The organism is Helicobacter suis HS1, from assembly GCF_026000295.1.
GTDB lineage: Bacteria > Campylobacterota > Campylobacteria > Campylobacterales > Helicobacteraceae > Helicobacter > Helicobacter suis.
The window spans coordinates 616,233-635,613 of sequence record NZ_AP026769.1; the positions used below are offsets into that span (position 1 = coordinate 616,233).

General features: G+C 39.3%; 24 protein-coding genes and 1 pseudogene. 12 read left to right on the forward strand and 13 right to left on the reverse strand.

What is annotated here, in order from left to right:
• Window positions 1-210 precede the first annotated feature (210 nt).
• Window positions 211-516 (forward strand): DUF2726 domain-containing protein, encoded by a 306-nt coding sequence (locus tag OO773_RS03410; RefSeq protein ID WP_264828727.1) that lies wholly within the window; start codon window positions 211-213, stop codon window positions 514-516.
• Here the strand turns inward: OO773_RS03410 and OO773_RS03415 are convergent.
• The 6 genes from OO773_RS03415 to OO773_RS03440 all read right to left on the reverse strand — a co-directional run bounded on the left by OO773_RS03415 (window position 492) and on the right by OO773_RS03440 (window position 5,590).
• On the reverse strand, window positions 492-701 hold the full coding sequence (locus OO773_RS03415) for a hypothetical protein (RefSeq protein ID WP_264828685.1): 210 nt from the start codon (window positions 699-701) through the stop codon (window positions 492-494). The two genes, OO773_RS03410 and OO773_RS03415, sit on opposite strands and share 25 nt — an antisense overlap.
• Before the next feature lie 104 nt (window positions 702-805).
• Window positions 806-1,528, reverse strand: a complete 723-nt coding sequence (locus OO773_RS03420; protein WP_264828686.1) for a TerB family tellurite resistance protein — start codon at window positions 1,526-1,528, stop codon at window positions 806-808.
• Entirely contained in the window at window positions 1,529-1,837 is a 309-nt protein-coding gene (locus OO773_RS03425) for a hypothetical protein (RefSeq protein WP_006564876.1), read from the reverse strand.
• A gap of 9 nt (window positions 1,838-1,846) precedes the next feature.
• Entirely contained in the window at window positions 1,847-3,352 is a 1,506-nt protein-coding gene (locus tag OO773_RS03430) for a DUF5644 domain-containing protein (protein WP_006565166.1), read from the reverse strand.
• Window positions 3,349-3,819 (reverse strand): hypothetical protein, encoded by a 471-nt coding sequence (locus OO773_RS03435; RefSeq protein ID WP_073115460.1) that lies wholly within the window; start codon window positions 3,817-3,819, stop codon window positions 3,349-3,351. Before OO773_RS03435 ends, OO773_RS03430 begins: the two co-directional genes overlap by 4 nt.
• Window positions 3,797-5,590: a M3 family oligoendopeptidase gene (locus tag OO773_RS03440; RefSeq protein ID WP_006564879.1), complete on the reverse strand. Its 1,794-nt coding sequence runs from the start codon at window positions 5,588-5,590 to the stop codon at window positions 3,797-3,799. The genes OO773_RS03435 and OO773_RS03440 overlap by 23 nt, the downstream gene beginning before the upstream one ends.
• Before the next feature lie 134 nt (window positions 5,591-5,724).
• Here OO773_RS03440 and OO773_RS09955 point away from each other — a divergent pair, with 134 nt between their 5' ends.
• Entirely contained in the window at window positions 5,725-6,498 is a 774-nt protein-coding gene (locus tag OO773_RS09955; protein ID WP_406600094.1) for a hypothetical protein, read from the forward strand.
• Window positions 6,499-6,531: 33 nt separating this feature from the next.
• Window positions 6,532-6,740 (forward strand): annotated as a pseudogene (locus OO773_RS09805) (elongation factor 4); the annotation flags it as partial.
• A 52-nt stretch (window positions 6,741-6,792) separates the two neighbouring features.
• Here OO773_RS09805 and acpS read toward each other — a convergent pair.
• From acpS to OO773_RS03465, 4 genes are read right to left on the reverse strand one after another with little or no spacing between them, the layout of a single operon-like run.
• The gene (acpS, locus tag OO773_RS03450; protein ID WP_264828687.1) at window positions 6,793-7,128 is read right to left on the reverse strand and encodes a holo-ACP synthase; all 336 of its coding nucleotides are present in this window, start codon (window positions 7,126-7,128) and stop codon (window positions 6,793-6,795) included.
• The gene (gene fliL, locus OO773_RS03455; protein ID WP_034376068.1) at window positions 7,125-7,667 is read right to left on the reverse strand and encodes a flagellar basal body-associated protein FliL; all 543 of its coding nucleotides are present in this window, start codon (window positions 7,665-7,667) and stop codon (window positions 7,125-7,127) included. The genes acpS and fliL overlap by 4 nt, the downstream gene beginning before the upstream one ends.
• A gap of 2 nt (window positions 7,668-7,669) precedes the next feature.
• A complete protein-coding gene (rsmD, locus tag OO773_RS03460; protein ID WP_034376067.1) occupies window positions 7,670-8,269 on the reverse strand; it encodes a 16S rRNA (guanine(966)-N(2))-methyltransferase RsmD in 600 nt (199 codons plus the stop codon).
• On the reverse strand, window positions 8,269-8,592 hold the full coding sequence (locus OO773_RS03465; protein WP_231102836.1) for a hypothetical protein: 324 nt from the start codon (window positions 8,590-8,592) through the stop codon (window positions 8,269-8,271). The genes rsmD and OO773_RS03465 overlap by 1 nt, the downstream gene beginning before the upstream one ends.
• Before the next feature lie 71 nt (window positions 8,593-8,663).
• On the opposite strand from OO773_RS03465, the gene lepA reads away from it, so the two are divergent.
• Window positions 8,664-10,457, forward strand: a complete 1,794-nt coding sequence (gene lepA, locus OO773_RS03470; RefSeq protein ID WP_006564884.1) for a translation elongation factor 4 — start codon at window positions 8,664-8,666, stop codon at window positions 10,455-10,457.
• Window positions 10,458-10,495: 38 nt separating this feature from the next.
• Here the strand turns inward: lepA and OO773_RS03475 are convergent, their stop codons facing one another.
• Complete coding sequence (locus OO773_RS03475) at window positions 10,496-11,122, reverse strand: outer membrane protein (protein ID WP_176485149.1); 627 nt, start codon at window positions 11,120-11,122, stop codon at window positions 10,496-10,498.
• Window positions 11,123-11,144: 22 nt separating this feature from the next.
• Window positions 11,145-11,513 (reverse strand): hypothetical protein, encoded by a 369-nt coding sequence (locus OO773_RS03480; RefSeq protein WP_034376064.1) that lies wholly within the window; start codon window positions 11,511-11,513, stop codon window positions 11,145-11,147.
• Between the two features lie 126 nt (window positions 11,514-11,639).
• Between OO773_RS03480 and recG the strand changes: the two genes are divergently transcribed.
• The 8 genes from recG to OO773_RS03520 all read left to right on the forward strand — a co-directional run bounded on the left by recG (window position 11,640) and on the right by OO773_RS03520 (window position 18,513).
• Window positions 11,640-13,481, forward strand: a complete 1,842-nt coding sequence (recG, locus tag OO773_RS03485) for an ATP-dependent DNA helicase RecG (protein WP_006564886.1) — start codon at window positions 11,640-11,642, stop codon at window positions 13,479-13,481.
• 272 nt (window positions 13,482-13,753) lie between these two features.
• Window positions 13,754-15,259, forward strand: a complete 1,506-nt coding sequence (gene ccoN, locus OO773_RS03490; protein ID WP_006564887.1) for a cytochrome-c oxidase, cbb3-type subunit I — start codon at window positions 13,754-13,756, stop codon at window positions 15,257-15,259.
• A 9-nt stretch (window positions 15,260-15,268) separates the two neighbouring features.
• Complete coding sequence (gene ccoO / locus OO773_RS03495; protein ID WP_050780237.1) at window positions 15,269-15,997, forward strand: cytochrome-c oxidase, cbb3-type subunit II; 729 nt, start codon at window positions 15,269-15,271, stop codon at window positions 15,995-15,997.
• Between the two features lie 2 nt (window positions 15,998-15,999).
• Window positions 16,000-16,209: a cytochrome c oxidase, cbb3-type, CcoQ subunit gene (locus OO773_RS03500; RefSeq protein ID WP_006564889.1), complete on the forward strand. Its 210-nt coding sequence runs from the start codon at window positions 16,000-16,002 to the stop codon at window positions 16,207-16,209.
• A gap of 2 nt (window positions 16,210-16,211) precedes the next feature.
• Window positions 16,212-17,084, forward strand: coding sequence for a cytochrome-c oxidase, cbb3-type subunit III (gene ccoP, locus OO773_RS03505; RefSeq protein ID WP_006564890.1), 873 nt, complete (start codon window positions 16,212-16,214; stop codon window positions 17,082-17,084).
• A complete protein-coding gene (locus OO773_RS03510; protein ID WP_264828688.1) occupies window positions 17,081-17,308 on the forward strand; it encodes a DUF4006 family protein in 228 nt (75 codons plus the stop codon). Before ccoP ends, OO773_RS03510 begins: the two co-directional genes overlap by 4 nt.
• 103 nt (window positions 17,309-17,411) lie before the next feature.
• A complete protein-coding gene (locus OO773_RS03515; protein WP_232087162.1) occupies window positions 17,412-17,981 on the forward strand; it encodes a hypothetical protein in 570 nt (189 codons plus the stop codon).
• A complete protein-coding gene (locus OO773_RS03520) occupies window positions 17,971-18,513 on the forward strand; it encodes a hypothetical protein (protein ID WP_006564892.1) in 543 nt (180 codons plus the stop codon). The genes OO773_RS03515 and OO773_RS03520 overlap by 11 nt, the downstream gene beginning before the upstream one ends.
• Here OO773_RS03520 and OO773_RS03525 read toward each other — a convergent pair.
• Window positions 18,510-19,280, reverse strand: coding sequence for an outer membrane protein (locus OO773_RS03525; RefSeq protein WP_006564893.1), 771 nt, complete (start codon window positions 19,278-19,280; stop codon window positions 18,510-18,512). The two genes, OO773_RS03520 and OO773_RS03525, sit on opposite strands and share 4 nt — an antisense overlap.
• Window positions 19,281-19,381: the final 101 nt, after the last annotated feature.

The window sequence follows — 19,381 nt, forward strand, 5'->3', positions numbered from 1 at the left end:
TAAGGCTAAAAAAGCAGAGAGTAGAGCTTTTTTTTGCCAAACAAAGAGAACAAGAGAAAGAAGAACAAGAAAGGAGATTAGCTGAGGAAGCACACAAAAGAACGCTAGAGTATAAATTAGGCTTGATTAGAAAGTCAGACATTCTGGTTAAAAAAAGATCTGTTAGGAAAACATGAATTCATTATTTACAACGAGCTTGTTTTCTCTGACATCAAGAAGCGTTTTATTGTGCTCCCACAAATTCCACTTAAAACACTTGTGTATAAAAAAAGCGATGAGGATAATAGCGATGATGCATGGAAAACATATAACAACTTAGTCGTGGATTTTTTGTTTGTTTTGAAGGACTATAAAACATGCAGAACAGAGCCTGTTGCTGTGCTAGAATACAATGGTGGTGGTCATTATGGCACAGACCCAGAGCAAGAACAAAAGGTAAAAGAAAACGATCAGATCAAAGAGATTGTAGTTAGGAAACTAGGGCTTAAGTTTTATGTTTTAGAGGGTAAAGTATAACCTGCTAAAACAAAGAGTACAAAATTACCAAAACTATCGATCTGTTCTTGTGGCAAGGGAGGTTCAAAACGCACACAGCAAAGATCGCAAAAAATACTAAAATACACATGGTGGTGGTATAAAAAATGCAAACAATCCAGACAATGCTGGTTAGACATTGCCTTATACCTTTGCAGCGCATCCATCAAGCAACCCTTCAAATTCCTCAAGCATTTTTTCCACCTCACCCATGCCAATTTTCCAAAATTCCTTATCTGTAATATCAAATTAAACTAGAATTCCCAATTCCTCAGGCCTGTTCTAATTGCCATAGATTTTTCATAGTGTCTGGTAAATAGCTTTTATTCCAATTCTTAGGTTCTAATACATTGATATAGCACTCCTGTACCAGTGCTTTAAACCCTTTAAAATCTATTTTTTCTCCGTGTAAAATCGTACTTACTTGGGTTGGCTCTAAGTGTAGTGGTTCTAATTTTAAGTTTGCAAAACCATCATAGAGGTTATTAAAATCCACATTTTCTAAGTTTAAAAATGCCCCCACATCTAGTAGCGCTTCTTTTTCTTGTGTACCCAAATTGCCATCACTATAAGCCAAAACAAAGAGAAATTCCACCCATTTTAAGCGTTTTTTATACTCCCCATGCCCGCATTCTAAAAGTTGTGTGCAAATCTGATCTAGAGGTGGAGGGGGGCTATGATAAATTTCTTGTAAGGATTCTAAATCTTTATTTTCTATTTGGCTTAAGTCCTGTAAAAACACCTCCAAAAGCGCTTGGCTAAGAGGTGTGGGTTCAAGATGTTTAGTAAAACTACCCATAAGACTAGCTAAGACCCCCGCCTCACTTGCCTTTAAAGTTTCTAAAGGGTTGGGCAGTACATAAACTTCTAGCGCTTCTTTTGGCTTATTAAATTCAGGTGGGTCTTTTAGAGGATTTTTTAAATATTCTTGCAAAGTATAATAAAGATAAATGAGCACTACAGCCACCCCTAAAATCAAAACCACTTCTAACATTTAAAGCAAGCCTGTTTGGTTTTGTTGTTTGCGGTTTTTAAAATCCCACTCGTTAGCCACTTGATTTAAGCGCCGTTTTTCTTCTTTCTCTTTGTTTTTTAAATCCATCTTGCGCTCATAACTCCTTTGAAGTTGTTTGATATAATCCTCGCGTTTTTCAGGGGGTTGGAAAGAAAGGGGCTTGATGAGCAAAATAAAGGCCACAAAAAAGAAAATCATCAAGGCCAATTCCCCCGAAGTCTCCTCGTTAGCAATATACCAAGCAAAACCCAACGCCATTGCAAATAAGATTTTGAGCCCGGCTTTCAAACAAAAACCTTAGAGAAATGTAAAAGCATTTTGATGGGTGTCTAAACCTAAGGCTTTTGGATCGTTTTGGCCTAAGGCTAGCAGTATTACCTGCGGGAGAAATAACACGCTAGTGTTGTCATGATCTCTTTGATAAATTTTAGAGGCCTTTTTAGCCAAAGTATCTAGCATATGAAACTGGCTTACAGAGCTTGTTAGTAAGAAATCTACCCCTAGATCAATAGCCTCATAGCGGATACGCGCTGATTCATATAAGGCAGAATCCATATCAACATCTAATAAATGCGCATAGGATTCTTTAGTAAAAAGCGGGCTATTGCAACGGAGATTAAGTTTAGTGAATAAAGCGTCGCAATCTGTGGGCTGATCTAGGTGGTAATCTTGAAACAAACTTGTATAAAAATCTTGGAAGGAATGTTTAATTTCTAGAGATTCTGCTTGTTTGTTTAAAAAGTAGTTAAGATAGGCAATTTGTACATCTGGGTGATACTCTAAATCGTATGCGGCCAAATCTTGCTGTACTTCTTCTCTTAGTTTTTCATCACGATCTAGAATTGTTTTAACATAGCACGCATTAGCATAGGCATCTTCATCACATAACAATAGCGCCGCCCCTACTTTATACGCTAAACTCAAATTGTAGGCATTGGCTGTTAGAAATTGTTTTAAATCCCCCAAGCGTCCCCAATAACCCCCATCAAAACAACAAGGTAACTCTAAAAAATCCACCCCTAAATGCCACAAAAGCAAACGGCTACTTTGCAATAAAGGCGCGCTATTAAAAACAGAATTATAGGCATTATAAATTAAAAAGCGCGCTTGCTTATCCGGGATTTTAGGTTTGCTAAAAGTATAGTTGATTTTGCCTAAGTGAGCCCAAGGGTTATTGGCTGAAGGATTAGAGGCGTTGAGTAACTGTTGTTGCAAACTATAGATTTCTGTATCAATGACATCATTCTTAGGAAAAATATAGTGTTTGAGACTCACAAAATGCATGGCTCCATGGTGTTTATCTGCCAAGTTTTGTAATAGGTCTGGTGTGCGGTGTGGATAACGATTCATGAGCCACTTAGTGTATAGAAAAAAGCCATCTCCAAAGTAATCTGAATCGCTTTTGGGCGTAATGGCGTTGATATGAATATAGCGGGATAGTTCGCTTTTCTCTGCCTCTGTTAAAAAAGACGCACTTTTAAAAAAGTTTTGGTAGGGTTTTAACATGCCCTCTGTATCCATTAATAGATCTTTTAAAACATACTTGGTAGCTAGGGGCTCTAATATCCATTCCTTACCAAAACGATTAATAAGCGTATTAATGCTTAGATTTTCAAACACAACAACCCGGTTAATCCGCAAACCCAAATGTGTTTGATCATAACTCAGATCGGGGATATGGGCTAGAATATCTCTTAAAGTCCAATCTAGTTGATACTCCACCACATAAAGCGGGTAAGCCGGATTGTAGTCTTCTTTAGCAGAAAAGCGAAAAGCCCGGATTTGTAATTTTAAAAGACTCATTTCAAATTTCCCTGCAAGGTTGCGATGACTTGCTGGTTTCTTGGATCGGATAAAATCGCATCTTTAGAACTTTGGAGCTGTTCGGCTGTGTTGTCTACAAAAATGAGGCTAGGATCACAGCGGTTAAACAACACCACATTTGAATCGTTTTTATCTTTAACAATGATCTGCACAATCCCCTCAAGGGCAATTTTAACCGTCGTTTCAATGTGATCGCCTAGTCCTGCTTCAAAGTGGATTTCTGGGATTTCTCCATGGATTTTTAAACTATCAAAAGTATAACCTGCTAAAACAAAGAGTACAAAATTACCAAAACTATCGATCTGTTCTTGTGGCAAGGGAGGTTCAAAACGCACACAGCAAAGATCGCAAAAAATACTAAAATACACATGGTGGTGGTATAAAAAATGCAAACAATCCAGACAATGCTGGTTAGACATTGCCTTATACCTTTGCAGCGCATCCATCAAGCAACCCTTCAAATTCCTCAAGCATTTTTTCCACCTCACCCATGCCAATTTTCCAAAATTCCTTATCTGTAATATCAAACCCAAACATGCCCACCAACTCCTCAGGGCTTACACTGCCACCCTTGCTTAAAAATGTCGTATAAGTATCTACAAATTCTTGTTTCTCTGCTGTAGTTTTCTTTTTGCGGTAGAGACCAAACAAAGCTAAAACTAGTAATTGTCCATAACTATAAGAATAACAATAAAAGGGCGAATGGATAAAGTGGGGGATATAACTCCACCAGCGGGCGTAATTCTTGCTTAGCTTAACGCTTTTACCAAACATTTTAGCGTTTTCCTCTTGCCAAATGCGATCAAAATCCTTAGCTGTTAGTTCTTCAAATTCACCCCCACTGCTGTGGATGCGTCTTTCAAAATTAGTCATCACCACTTGCCTAAACATGGTAGAAAACATGTCTTCTAATTTGCCCGCATAAATCCCGCGCAATTCTTTTTTATCCAGATCCTTTTTTAAACTTTCAAATAAAAGCATTTCTCCAAAAACAGAGGCGGTTTCAGAAGTGGTTAGGGGGGTATTGGTGTTAAGATAGCCCACTTGCTTACTCAATGTTTGATGGATCATGTGCCCAAATTCATGGGCAATGGTAAAGGCACTACGGCGATTACCGGTAAAGTTGAGCAGTACAAAAGAATGCGCACTAGGTACGGTGCTATCACTAAATGCCCCCCCGCGTTTGCCCGGGCGTGGATGTGAATCCACCCAACCCTCTTTAATCCCACGACTCACAATTTCATAAAACTTAGGTGAGAAGTTTTGATAAGCCTTAAGAACTAAATCTAGCGCATCTTGATAAGAAAGAGGGGCTTCTTTTTGCTCAATAGGGGCATAACGATCGTAGTCTTTAAGTTTATAACCTAAAAGCTTGGCCTTGCTTTTATAGTAGCGGTGCACCAAAGGATAATTCTCCTCCACAATTTCTAGCATGCTATCTACACTTTCTTGGGGGATTTGATTAGACAGATGTCTAAAGCTCTCAGGTTTTTCATAGTGGCGTAGTTTGGTATCAATATGTGAATCCTTGCGCACCATATTTAAAACATAAGTCAGAACTAGCCTATTTTTCTTTAAAGTCTTAGTCAAGGTTTTTTGGGCAAGCTTGCGTAATTTGCGATCAGGATTATGCAGTTCAGATAAGATTTCCTCCTCGCTAATCATTTTATTTTGAAAGGGCATTTTTAGCGAGGTGATCACTTGATCAAAGAGATTAGAAAAGGCCTCCACCCCAACACCGGAAGTGGCCAGTAGCACCTTTTCCTCCGGCAGGCTTAACATATGGGGTTTTTGGCGTAAAAGAAGGCGCAAATAATAAGCGTATTTAGGGCTAGATTTAATAATAGCCTCTTGTTTAGCACTTTCTAAAATACAAAATTCATTCTCTACAAAAAGCAGGTGTTGGCCCATGTCCGCGCATAATAGCTGGTATTTAGAATATAAATCACTGCGTTTTGAATCAACACAGAAAATCAAAAAGACATAACTCATCGCCCTAGAAACCCCCTCGCTTAGGACTTCATACTCCTCCAAAATCTTTTCAAAAGCCTCCGGTTCTACTTGGGCAAAACTACCGGCATGTTTTTCCTCAAAAGCCTTTACTTTTTGATCCCACTCACTTACATGTTGATCTAAAGCCTCTTGATTTGCAAATAGGGCACTCAAATCCCATTGGTGTTCGAGCTCTTTAGAGGGTTGTGTTTGTTTATTTGCCATAGCATACTCCTTTCAAAGTTAAAACTAAGGATTATTTTAGCATGGTTTGGCTCTATTAACTCTAATTCTAGCCAAGTGAGCTAAAAAATGCGTGTGTTATAATACCCAATCATTTTTACTTTAAGGAGACTACTTTGAAAAATAGGTACACCGCGTTACTGGGCACATTTTTAGTTGGGTATTTTTTTGTGGCATGTAGTGTGTATGAAACTTCCGATCTACCCTCTGAGAATATTGCCAAGAAAGAAAAGAAAGAAAAGGTTAAAAAAGCCAAAGATAAAAAGAAACCCCCTAAAGAAATCCCCACTTCTAAAGCCCCTGAAACTCCTAAAAAGCCAGAATCTAACACCGCTCTAACAGAGGAGATTAAAAAACTCAGTGCAGCCATAGCCACTAACGCTGAAAAGGTAGATGCCCTAGATGCTAAATTCAACACACAAGAAGCACAAAAACAAAATACGCAACAGGACACGCCACCAAAAAATATAAATATTGAAAAATCCAATCGTTTCCTTATTGGATATGGCATAAGCGATACAAGGGTAAAATCTGATCAAGATAGCGATGCAAGAGAAGCCGCTTATTTTAATGCAAGACGCATGCTTAAAGAGGGTCGTTTGTGTGCTAACCAAGAGGTGTTAGTAATGGGCAATCAAAAGACTTACCAAGTGCTGTCTCTTTACTACCCTAATCCTTTGCATAAAATCCCTACAGATACCATTGAATGCGGCGAAATTGGCATTATCTCTTTGGGTTCTAAAAATTTAACAGATATTACCGTAGGCGATACGATCACCGATGCGCGCATTAGACAACTCGTACGCGTCCAGTATAATTTCACAAACCAACAAAGACATGTGATTGACCGCCTGATTTATACGATGCAAAATGAGGATACTTTGCACTAACAATCACCTATTGGCACATTTCATTCATCTTCTTTACAATTTGAACCTGAAAGTAGATGGCTTTGGGTTTTGGTTTTCGGGTAGGGTTTTTAGGACTCTTGCATATGGAAGTGATTAAAGAAAGATTAGAGCGCGAATTTAATCTTAATCTAATTGCCACCGCGCCTACTGTGGTCTATGAAGTGCATTTACATAATGGACAAATCTTATCCGTGCAAAACCCTAGCCAGCTACCCCCTGATTAATTATCATGGATTTTTTGCCCCTTTTTTAAAATGGCTAGTATCATCGCGCCTAGTGAACGGCGATTGCAAAACCTTGATCGTGGCTAAAACTTACATGTAAATTTTGGATTTTAAAGAGGATTTGTTTTTCGGGGGTGATTTTTAACATAGGCGCGCCTAATGTATTTTTAGACAAGCACATATTATGACAAATCAACTGCGCACAAATCCCCACACCCAAAGCCTTAGAGCAAGCTTCTTTAGCCGCCCAAGCCCCAGCAACGCTATGGGGTTTTATAAATAAAGTTTGCTCGTAGGTAGAAAGAAATTTATTTAAAAAGCGGTGTTTGTGGCGGGATATATTGTCTGTGATGCGCGCTATACAAACAATATCAACCCCAATCATTGAATCACAAAATCGGTAAAGAAAACATTCTTAATAAAGCCATCAATTAAAAAGCTATTGATATTACTGCGGATTTCCTCTTTAAGCTTGTTTTTGCCTTTAAGTGTGCTGATCTCCTCAATAGATTTAGAGGAAAGAATTTCAATAATGGTATCTTTAATCGCTGTTTCTTTAACTTTAACCTCCTCTACTAGTTTAGGATCGCTTAACTCTAAACTAATGCTTGTTTTAAGATAACGGCGTCCATTTTGGGCAATTAAATTCACCACAAAGGGATCGCTTAAAGGATATAAAGGCCCTAAAGACAAATAATCCGATGATTTGACCATCAAATCTGATTGCCCGCCATTGTCATTTAATTTACTAGCCTCTCTGATCTGGCGCATTCTATTTCCCGTATCCCCTTCTGATTTTTTATCATTTCTGCCCAGTAGCAAAATGGCAATCACTCCCACCAAAATTAGCATAACCAAGACAGCACCAATCACCACAAACAAAAACGCCTTGCTCTTTTTGGCCTCTTTAACCTCATCAGCCATGTTTATTCCTTTGATAAAAAATAATAACTCAAGCTTGTTTTACCAAACTTTCTTTGTTTGATTATACTAAAGCCGGCTATATTTCTTGGCATGCTCTGCAAGCTTTCATGTTCAAATACAACCAAAAATCCATGCTCTAAAAGAGGCGGTGGAATCATTAAACTCTCTAAAAAATGCAAACAACGCGTATAAATCCCTTCCATAAAGGGCGGATCCATGTATAAAATCACTAGCCCTTCAGATTCTAATGTTTCTAAACAAGAAGGGAGTAATTTAAACACATCTCCACAAATAGCTTGAATCTGCGCCTCTTTAAATCTATTTTTGAAAGCTTGGATATTTTGCTCTAATACTAAAAAAACATGGGGGTTTTGCTCAAAAAAGTAAGCCTGAAAAGCGCCCCGACTTAGGGCTTCTAAACCCATGCTAGCGCTACCAGCAAAAGCCTCAATAAATACGCTATGAATAATAGAGGTTTGCAACACATTAAAAAAGGATTCTCTAACGATAGCCTTAGTGGGACGGGTGATCTGTTTGGGGGGTAAATGTAAAGAAAGACCTTTGCACACCCCCCCTAAGACTTTTAAAAGTGGGGGTGGCATTAGCGCTTATAATCCTGCAATAATTCAAGTAATTTATGTGTGTACTCTTGTAATAAAATCTGCACCTTGTATTCTAAACTCTCTCTTTGGGCTTTATTTTGATAAAAATCTTGTAACTTTTCTAATAGTTCCTCTTTTGTAAAGGGGGTTGGAATGTGTGCCCCTGTTTGTGATCCAATCAAACAAGTGGCCTTTAGAGGGTTTTTAAGGGGCTGATCGCTTAAAATAAAATCACAAGCCTCTTGAGTGGATAAAAAATCGTGTAAATAGCGCTCTAAAACCTTTCTTAGCAATAAAGAGCGACAATTAATAAAGATCTTCATCGTTTCCATTTTTTGCGCACCAGATGCTATTATTGCATATTCCATGTTCAAAAATGCTTTTAAGGGAGGCTATGCAACAGCACATCCGCAATTTTTCTATCATCGCCCACATTGACCATGGCAAAAGTACCTTAGCTGATTGTTTGATTCAAGCCTGTAAAGCTATAAGCATACGGGAAATGACAAGCCAAGTATTAGACACTATGGATATTGAAAAAGAAAGAGGAATCACCATTAAAGCCCAATCCGTGCGCTTGCAATACCATTTTCAAGGGCAAGATTATATTTTAAATCTTATTGATACCCCCGGGCATGTAGATTTTAGCTATGAAGTTTCTCGTTCACTAGCTGCTTGTGAAGGGGCGCTTTTAGTAGTAGATGCCACGCAAGGCGTGCAGGCACAAACTATTGCTAATATTTACATCGCCCTAGATAACCACCTAGAAATTTTGCCCGTGATTAATAAAATTGACTTACCCAACGCCCAAGTTGCAGAAGTTAAAGAAGACATTGAAAACACCATTGGGTTAGATTGTAGCGAGGCTAATTGTGTGAGCGCAAAATCAGGTTTAGGGATTTCTGCCTTACTAGAAACACTTATTACTAAAATCCCCCCACCCAATGGTAACCCTAATGCCCCCACTAAAGCCCTTATTTATGATTCATGGTTTGATAACTATCTAGGGGCTTTGGCTTTAGTGCGTCTTAAAGAGGGTCGTTTGTGTGCTAACCAAGAGGTGTTAGTAATGGGCAATCAAAAGACTTACCAAGTGCTGTCTCTTTACTACCCTAATCCTTTGCATAAAATCCCTACAGATACCATTGAATGCGGCGAAATTGGCATTATCTCTTTGGGTTCTAAAAATTTAACAGATATTACCGTAGGCGATACGATCACCGATGCAAAAAATCCCACACAAAATCCCATAGAAGGATTTAAGCCGGCTAAACCCTTTGTCTTTGCCGGACTTTATCCCATAGAGAGCGATCAATTTGAGGAATTGCGCGATGCGCTGTATAAATTACAACTCAATGACTCTTCTTTACAATTTGAACCTGAAAGTAGCATGGCTTTGGGTTTTGGTTTTCGGGTAGGGTTTTTAGGACTCTTGCATATGGAAGTGATTAAAGAAAGATTAGAGCGCGAATTTAATCTTAATCTAATTGCCACCGCGCCTACTGTGGTCTATGAAGTGCATTTACATAATGGACAAATCTTATCCGTGCAAAACCCTAGCCAGCTACCCCCTGAAAACACCATTGCCTGCATTAAAGAACCCTATGTGAAGGCTAGTATCATCGCGCCTAGTGAGTATTTGGGTAATTTATTAGGTTTACTCAATAAAAAGAGAGGGATTCAAGATAAAATGGAGTATCTCAACCAAAACCGGGTACTTTTAACCTATTCTTTACCCAGTAATGAAATTGTGATGGATTTTTATGACAAACTTAAATCTTGCACTAAGGGCTATGCGAGTTTTGATTATGAGCCTATTGGCTATCAAGAAGGGCAATTAGTTAAGTTAGATGTACGCGTTGCCTCTGAAGTAGTAGATGCGCTCTCTATTATTGTAGATAAAAGTAAGGCTTATGAAAAGGGTAAGGCTCTAGTAGAAACCATGAAAACGCTAATCCCTAGACAACTTTTTGAAGTTGCTATTCAGGCTAGTATTGGCAATAAAATCATCGCACGAGAGACGGTTAAATCGGTGGGCAAGAATGTAACGGCTAAGTGCTATGGGGGCGATATTACTAGAAAGCGCAAACTCTTAGAAAAGCAAAAAGAGGGCAAGAAACGCATGAAAGCTATAGGCAAAGTCCAACTCCCCCAAGAGGCGTTTTTAGCAATTCTAAAAGTGGATTAAGTGCTTATTTAACTCCAGCGCCTAAAGCTAGGGGAAATTTAAAAATACCAAGTATGGGATACAAACATGCTGTAATCACGCACAAATTTAGATCCCAATTCCGTATCAAAAGGAAATTTAAACCCCACCTCTATAGACACATCGTGGTAAAGAATTACCGTCTGAAAACGGATGCCTACTTCCCCTAAAACCCTAAAATAAGTTCTCTTGAAAGTAAAGCTGGTAAAGGATCTGTAATTTTCCACAAAAAAATCCCGTGAAAACTTAGAAGTTGTCCAAGTGTTACCCGCTACCATCATGCCATAAAAAAGACCCCAGACATTTAAAGGGTTTTTATTATATTCAATGACCACATCTGCACCCGCTCCATAAGTAAACATATTGGTTTCAATATTGTCTTTTTTATCTAAAATCACATACCCATAATCTAGAAAGCCATAGTAACGGGTGTAAAACCAGCGATTAAGCGGGTTGTATTCATAGCCATACATAATAGTTGCACCCTCAATGGTGCGGTAGTTTGTCTTGGTCTGGCCATTTTGAATCGTATCATAGTGCATTTGTCCCAAAAGATATTCGCTAAGTAGAAAAGTACGACTCTTAGCCGCTTTGATTGGGGACAACAAAGCCAAAAATACCCCCACCACGCATATTAGTTTTTGCATGGGATTTAAGGGGTTTTCAAAGTTAATAATTGTGGTTTAGAGGCGAGGCTAGATTATCTTGGTGGTTAGTCCAATTTTGGAGAATATTGCCATTTTGAGGGCTATAAAGTGGACCAGTCCCTTGAGTTGCCTCTTGGATTGCATTTTCCTCATCTACAAGTTGATCGACTCTTTCTGTTGTCTTAGCATTATCAGCCTTATGCTCCAAATCAGACTCTAAAGCCGCATCTTGTTGCACCGGAGTCATTTTATTAAGCGCGCGGGCATCTGCGGGTTTAGCCTGATGGCTTGAGGATTTATGATGGGTATCTTTACAACCCTGAATCAAAATCCCGGCTGAGGCGAGTACAGAAACACTTAAAACCTTTAAAATTTGTTTGAGAGGCTTCATCCGCATCCTTTTTTTTGGGCTATAATAATCATGATTTGTTAAAATAAAATTAATGATTGATTAAAATAAAATAAAAGAATGATCATGGCGTGGACAAAAACAGGTGTAAGCGGGATTAAACCTGATATGGATTTAGGATTAGGCGTTTCTCTAACCTCTTTTTTAGAATTGCTTTTAAACCCTCCAAAGAGCTACACGCCTTATTGTGTTTTAGAAAATTTAGAACCGGGGGCGCTGGGTTGTTTGGAGGTGGATTATATAAACATGCACAAAGGGCATGTTTTAAAGATCAACACCCATGTTAAAACCACAGGGCAGGTTTTAGAATTGGTTTGTTTTAACTACACCCCCTATCATACCAAACACTTTTCCCAAAAAAGCTATTTTGTCTATGGCAAGTTAAGCCTTAATCCGTATACACAAGTTTTACAGATGATTAACCCTAAAATCATCACACAGCCAAACACCATAACATTGCACTTTGATAGGGCATGCCAAAAAATTGCCTCTTTTAACCAACAACGGCAGTATAAAACTTATAAGGATTATTGTTTAAGTATTCTCACCCCTTACAATTTGCATAAACTCACCGCTTTAGGCGTATCTGTAGAAATGATAGAGAGTTTACACATGCTTTTTTACCCCACTTTAGAATTTGCACTAGATCATGCAAGTAAAGGATTACATGGCAAATATTTAGAGAGTTTAAAATGCATAGAAGCTATGGCTTATATACTAGCCTTAAGCGGGAAAACATTCCATGCCCCCAGTAAGTTTAGCGGGCATGCTAATGTGCAGGCCTTGCAAGAATTTTTAGACAAACTGCCCTTTACCCTCACTCCCGATCAACAAAAGGCCATTTCTAGTATTAAACAAGATTTACAAGGAAAAGTAGCGACAAAACGCCTGATTATGGGAGATGTGGGATCGGGAAAAACGATGGTGATTTTAGCTAGTGTGGCTTTAGCATCGCCTTATAAAAGTTTATTAATGGCCCCTACAAGTATTTTAGCCAAACAGATTTATACAGAAGCTCTTAAATTTCTACCCCCCTCTATTAAGCCTCTCTTGTTACTAGGGGGGTGGTCTAAAAAAGTACAAAAATCTATTGATGAAGCTACCTTCATTGTAGGCACCACCACACTTTTATACACTCCCCTAGACACCTCACAAGTGGCTTTAGTTTTAAGCGATGAACAACACCGCTTTGGCACAAAACAACGCCATGCTTTGCAAACACTTGCCACACATGCAACAGGTAAACCCCATTACCTGCAGTTTTCAGCAACGCCTATTCCTAGAACTTTAGCGATGATGGGGGCTAAGTTTGTTGCAACAAGTTTACTTAGAGATAAACCCTACCACAAGGATATTAAAACACACATCATCGGTAAAAAGGATTTTACAAAACTCTTAGAGCATATCCAAGAACAAATTGTGCAGGATAGACAAGTGGCTATCATTTACCCTCTAGTAGAAGAGAGTCAGAAAATGAATTATCTTTCTTTGAAAGAGGGAGCGCCTTATTGGCAAAAGCGTTTTGAAAAAGTTTGTGTGGTGAGTGGTAAGCATAAGGATAAAGAAGAAATCATGGAAACTTTTGCTAAGGAGGGGCAGATTTTATTAGCCACAACTCTGATTGAGGTGGGGATTAGCTTGCCTAAGCTTTCTACAATCATTATTGTAGGGCCTGAACGGCTAGGTTTAGCAACTCTGCATCAGCTTAGAGGACGGGTTGCACGGCTAGGGGGTGAGGGGTATTGTTATCTTTTCACACACCAAAGTAATAACACGCGTCTATCGGATTTTAGCCAAACTCTTGATGGTTTTGAAATCGCCAATTTAGATTTAAAATACCGCCATTCAGGGGATTTACTACACGGCAAAGAACAAAGCGGGAATCATTTTAATTTTTTAGATTTAAGTGAGGATCAACACCTCATTACAAAAGTAAGTGCCCTGTTTTAGTTGGGTTAGTGAAGTGCCAATGCTAAAGACATTTGGCTTGCTTGGCTGGTGTTGCCGGGGAGTTTGGCTCTCACTACGAGCCCCTATGGTAGGGATTTTACAGAGTTTAAGCTCCAACGCAGTTGTACCACAAAATAGTGAAAAAGCTAGCTATCATCTTACCCGCTAAAGGTAAGTAGGATTTCTGTAGAAGGTTATTAAATTAAACCCTAAGTCATGCTATAATGGGGTTTGCGTGAATTTTTTTATAAAGGAGAATGATGGACATAAGCATGCAACAGGGCTATGCTAGCAGCACTTCTACAACTGCTACGACTAAAGCAGTCGCTGAGTATGACTATTCGATTGCGCGTTTATTTATCATTGCTATGATTGCCTTTGGAGTCATTGGCATGCTTGTTGGGGTGATTCTAGCTTTCCAGTTAGCCTTCCCAAAACTTAACTATATTTTAGGCGAATATGGCATTTTTGGGCGTTTGCGGCCTGTGCACACAAACGGGGTAATCTATGGTTTTAGTTTAGGCGGAATTTGGGCGAGTTGGTATTACATTGGACAAAGGGTTTTAAAAATCACCTACCATGACTACCCTTTTTTAAGGGCGGTGGGTTATTTGCACTTTTGGATCTGGATTCTTGCTTTAATCTTGGGTGTGGTGAGTTTGCTAGGAGGGGTTACCCAAAGTAAGGAGTATGCCGAATTAGCTTGGCCTTTAGATATCTTAGTAGTGGTTGTTTGGGTGCTTTGGGGAGTTAGCATGTTTGGGAGTATGGGGGTTAGACGCGAAAACACAATTTATGTCTCCCTTTGGTATTACATTGCGACTTATGTGGGCATTGCGGTACTTTATATTTTCAATAATCTCTCTATTCCCACTTATTTAGTAGCCCATGTAGGCAGTGTATGGCACTCTATTTCTTTATATGCCGGTAGCAATGATGCGCTTGTACAATGGTGGTGGGGACATAATGCGGTGGCCTTTGTCTTTACTAGCGGCATTATTGGCACAATCTATTACTTCTTGCCCAAAGAGTGCGGGCAACCTATATTCTCTTATAAACTCACCTTGTTCTCTTTTTGGAGCTTGATGTTTGTCTATATCTGGGCTGGGGGCCACCACTTGATTTACTCCACCGTGCCAGATTGGGTACAAACCCTCTCTTCTGTTTTCTCTGTTATTCTCATCATTCCCTCTTGGGGAACGGCTATTAATTTGCTCTTAACTTTAAGAGGGCAGTGGCATCAACTTAAAGAATCACCCTTAATTAAGTTTTTGGTTTTAGCTAGCACTTTTTACATGCTCTCTACCTTGGAGGGTTCTATTCAGGCTATCCGTTCGGTTAATGCACTAGCCCACTTTACCGATTGGATTATCGGGCATGTACACGATGGGGTATTAGGTTGGGTTGGTTTTACTCTTATTGCTGCAGTCTATCACATGGTCCCTCGAGTCTTTAAACGCGAAATTTATTCAGGAAAACTCATGGATGTGCAATTTTGGTTGATGAGTTTAGGCATTGTGCTTTATTTCTCATCTATGTGGATTGCAGGAATCACTCAGGGCATGATGTGGCGCGATGTGGATCAATACGGCAATTTAGTCTACCAATTTATGGATACTGTGCGGGTGTTATTCCCTTACTATGTTATCCGTGGCATTGGGGGTACTTTGTATCTTGTTGGATTTTTTATCTTTCTTTATAATGTCATCATGACCATTCAAAAGGGTAGAGTGTTAGAAAAAGAACCCGTTTATGCTACACCTATGGGCGCGTATTAAGGAGAGTTGATGTTTAGCTTTTTAGAAAAAAACCCTTTCTTTTTTACGCTAGCCTTTGTGGTGGCTTTTGCCGTAGCTGGCATTGTTGAAGTTTTGCCTAATTTCTTTAAATCTGCTAGACCTATTGAGGGGCTTAGACCCTATAATATTTTAGAAACAGCCGGTCGTCAGGTTTATATCCAAGAGGGTTGTTATAACTGCCATTCTCAACTTATCCGCCCTTTCCAAGCAGAAGTACAACGCTACGGGGCTTATAGCTTGAGTGGAGAGTATGCCTACGATCGCCCTTTTTTATGGGGTTCTAGGCGTATTGGACCAGATTTACACCGCGTAGGCGATGTGCGCACCACTGCTTGGCATGAAAAACACATGTTTGAACCCTCAAGTGTTGTGCCCGGTAGTATCATGCCTGCTTATAGGCATTTATTTAGTAAAAATGTAGACTTTGATACGGCTTTTGCAGAGGCTTATACCCAAAAAGAAGTTTTCCATGTCCCCTATGATAAACCCGGTGGGGTGAAACTTGGCAACATGCAAGAGGCCAAGAAACTCTTTTTAGAGGAAGCTGAGGATATTGTAGCAAACATGCAAAATCCTCAAATCAAAGAAGCGCTTAAACGAGGGCAGGTTAAAGAAATCGTGGCTTTAATTGCTTATTTAAACCACTTGGGACAGGCTAGAATTGCCGCCCCTAGCAAATCTGTAAATAGCGTTGCAATGCCTGCTAAGAAGGAGTGATGATGGATATAGATACGGTTCGTGGACTTGCCTATGCTTTCTTTACTATCTTATTTACGGTCTTTTTATACGCCTACATTGTGAGCATGTATACAAAGGATAAAAAGGGCATCACAGATTATGAACGCTATGGACAACTACCCTTACAAGACGAACTCAGCGACGCGCTGATTGAGCCACGCTCCACCCTATCTAAACCTAAAAGAGACTAGCAATGCAAATTCTTAAAGATCATGTTAATTTATTCACTCTAGTGGCGGCGTTAGTGATTTTAATCGCCACACTTAGCATGAGTTCTTCGCTATTTAAGGCCATGCGCGAAAAAACAATAGGTGAGGACGAGAAATACTACAATGATGGGCATAAGTATGATGGGATTGCTGAATTGCTCAACAATGTTCCCTCAGGCTGGATTGTTAGTTTTTTAGTTTTCATTGTATGGGGATTTTGGTATATCTTCATGGGCTATCCTGTGAGTAGCTACTCTCAAATTGGGGAATACAATAGAGAAGTTTCCCAATACAACAGAAACTTTGAAGCCCGCTGGAAAAATTTAAAACAGCAAGATTTAGAGCAAATGGGACAGGGCATTTTTTTAGTGCAGTGCTCACAATGCCATGGTTTAGAAGCCACCGGATTAAACAACACTGCTAGAAATTTAGTTAAATGGGGCAAGGAAGCAGGGATTATAGAAGTGATCAAACAGGGCTCTGTTGGTTTGGGTTATCAAGCAGGGGAAATGCCCCCACTTGGCATGAGTGCTGAAGATGCAAAGGCTGTAGCTAGCTATGTGATGGCTAGTATCTCTGATTTGCACCACACAAAAACACCCCAATTAGTACAAAAAGGGGAGACTATTTTTAAAAGCACATGTGCAAGTTGCCATGGCCAAGATGGCAAGGGGCAGGGAGGATTGGCTGTTAATCTCACCCACTATGGCACACCTTATTTCTTAAAAGAGGTTTTAGATAAAGGTAAAAAAGGACATATTGGAGAAATGCCTAGCTTTGCTTACAGACATTTTAACGATATTCAGGTGCGCGCGCTTACAAGTTATATCCAGTCTTTGCAAGGAGATGAGGAATGAATGGTTTATTTGGCTTAAATGGGATACTTGGTTGTTTGTTAGTGGTGGTGGCTTTGCTAGCCTTAGTGGTTTTTCTTGGCTTAAAGGCTGTGAGTATCCAGCAACAAGAAGCCACAAATTACTATAAACTAGATAAAAGCAGTTACCGATTAAAAATGGAGGATTATGGGAGCATACAGATGCGGAGTATCCAGTTGTGTTTACAGGAATGGAAAAATTACTAGGGTTGTTTTTGATTATTTTATTTGTAATCTCGCTTGCTCTTTATTTTACAAGACCTTTTTTATTTGCTGTGTGAGATACGGGTTTTTAATTTGGTTTATATGGATGGGTTTTTTATCCGCTCAAGATTTTGTACAAGATAATCGGGCATTGCATTTAGTACCAAAAAGCGCTACACTCATTGAAAGCGTGTCTTCTGAATTGTTTGAAAAAACAGGGGTAAGGTTTTTCATATTTTTAGGCGGCGCTGATCAAAATACAGATACTAAAGAGGCGCGCTTGCATTACCAACAGATAAAGCTTAAAAATTTAATCCCGCCTTTTATCGCTATCTTTGCCTATTTTCAGGCAAAAAAGATAAATATCATAAGCAATCCTGCGGATTTATTGGCCACTGATTTTATCTTTTTTGAGCGCATAGCTCCTTTTTTGCCTAAAGAGTGGGGAGCTGACATGGCTAAAAACAACGCCCATTTTTCTTTTGCCCTCCTTAATGGTTATGCTTACATGGCCGATGCGCTGTCTGCAAAATTCCATGTTAGTTTAGATAAAAATATCAAAGAAGAGGGAGCTAATAGTTTTGTTAAAACCACGCTTTATATTCTTACATGTTCTCTTTTAGCCCTCTTCTTTTATGGATATTTCTTTGGCGCTAGGAAAAGCCGTGGGAACTAGGAGAAACTACTGGCCTTTAGGGATTTTAGTAGTTTTACTTATAGGGCTTGTGCTTATCATTGCCCTAGTGGTGGTGGCAATTAGATACGCGCCCCAAAGCGATACTTCCTATTTACACCAACACACCTACACAGATAGCCACATCAATGATATGCTGGCACAATACCAAGCTTTTAGTAAAATTTATGCCCTCAGTCTCTCTAGTGGTAAGCAAAATTTAGAGCCCACTTTTCCCTTTTATTTCAACCCAAACACCCCATTACTTTGGTTAACTTCTAATAACAACCAACTTACCCTAATTGTGCATAAAAATAATTTAGAAGCCCCATCTTTAAAATTCACAATGACAGCCCTAAGACCCAGACAAAAACCAATTTTAATAGGGGAGTTGGCATGTAAACAAGAAGGGGCTGAAGAGCTTTGTTCCACTCCTCTTTTTAATTTACCCTTGAAGGGAAATTACAAACTTCTTATCAAAGCGGTGTTTCAAGGGGCGGATTTGCCTTTAATTCAGCCAGCCTATGTACGCTAAAAAGTAAAGGCGTAATTGACATACCAAGAGTACAGCCGCCTAAAATAAAGCGAGCCGTCATTTTTGGTTTGTAAAAAAGGATTTTTACGCATCATAGGGAATTTAATACCTGCCTCAATACTGCTATGCTTTAAAATACGGATACGACCACCCACATTTAAAAGTAATTGAAAACCGGTAGCTTTTTTATCTAAACCGGCATATTGTAACGCCACATCGCCAAAATCTGGGGTGGCTAAAATCCAAGAATTGCCCGCAAGTTGCACCCCACCTAAAACCCCTAAAGCCATCATTTGGTTATTAATAAAATTAATCACAATATCCCCTCCACCTCCATAGGTGAGCATATCAGGTTGGATAGGTCTATTACTCCCCACCATTTGCTGTAAAATACCTATAGCATTCACTTGGCATTGGGGGTTAATTCCTGTGGGGATTTGTAGTTTAGATCCACTAGCTGCATTCACATTACAATTAACAGGATTGTTAGCTCCAGATCGTGGGAAAGAAATCCCCTTAGTGTGGGCATAGTCAAAAAATCCATAAACTTTGAAACCAACCCACCTACTTGGAAATACTTGATAACCAATTTGTAACCCAAAACCCTCTAATGGAGTAGTGGTTGTTTGCACTGCTCCATTTTTATCCATGCGCACTTGCACCTTACCTTGTTGGTAACCCCCTTCTAAAAAAACGCCGTTTCCATCTGCTGCCATTAAAAAACTAGTAAAAGTGGGCAGTAACCAAGAATATTTAAAATAATGCATATCACTTCTTTTAATCGCTACTATATCGGTTAGCTAACACGCTACCTGTAATACAATCCTATTAGCCAGTTCAGATTGGTTTAACGCTCTCTATGTTAGCA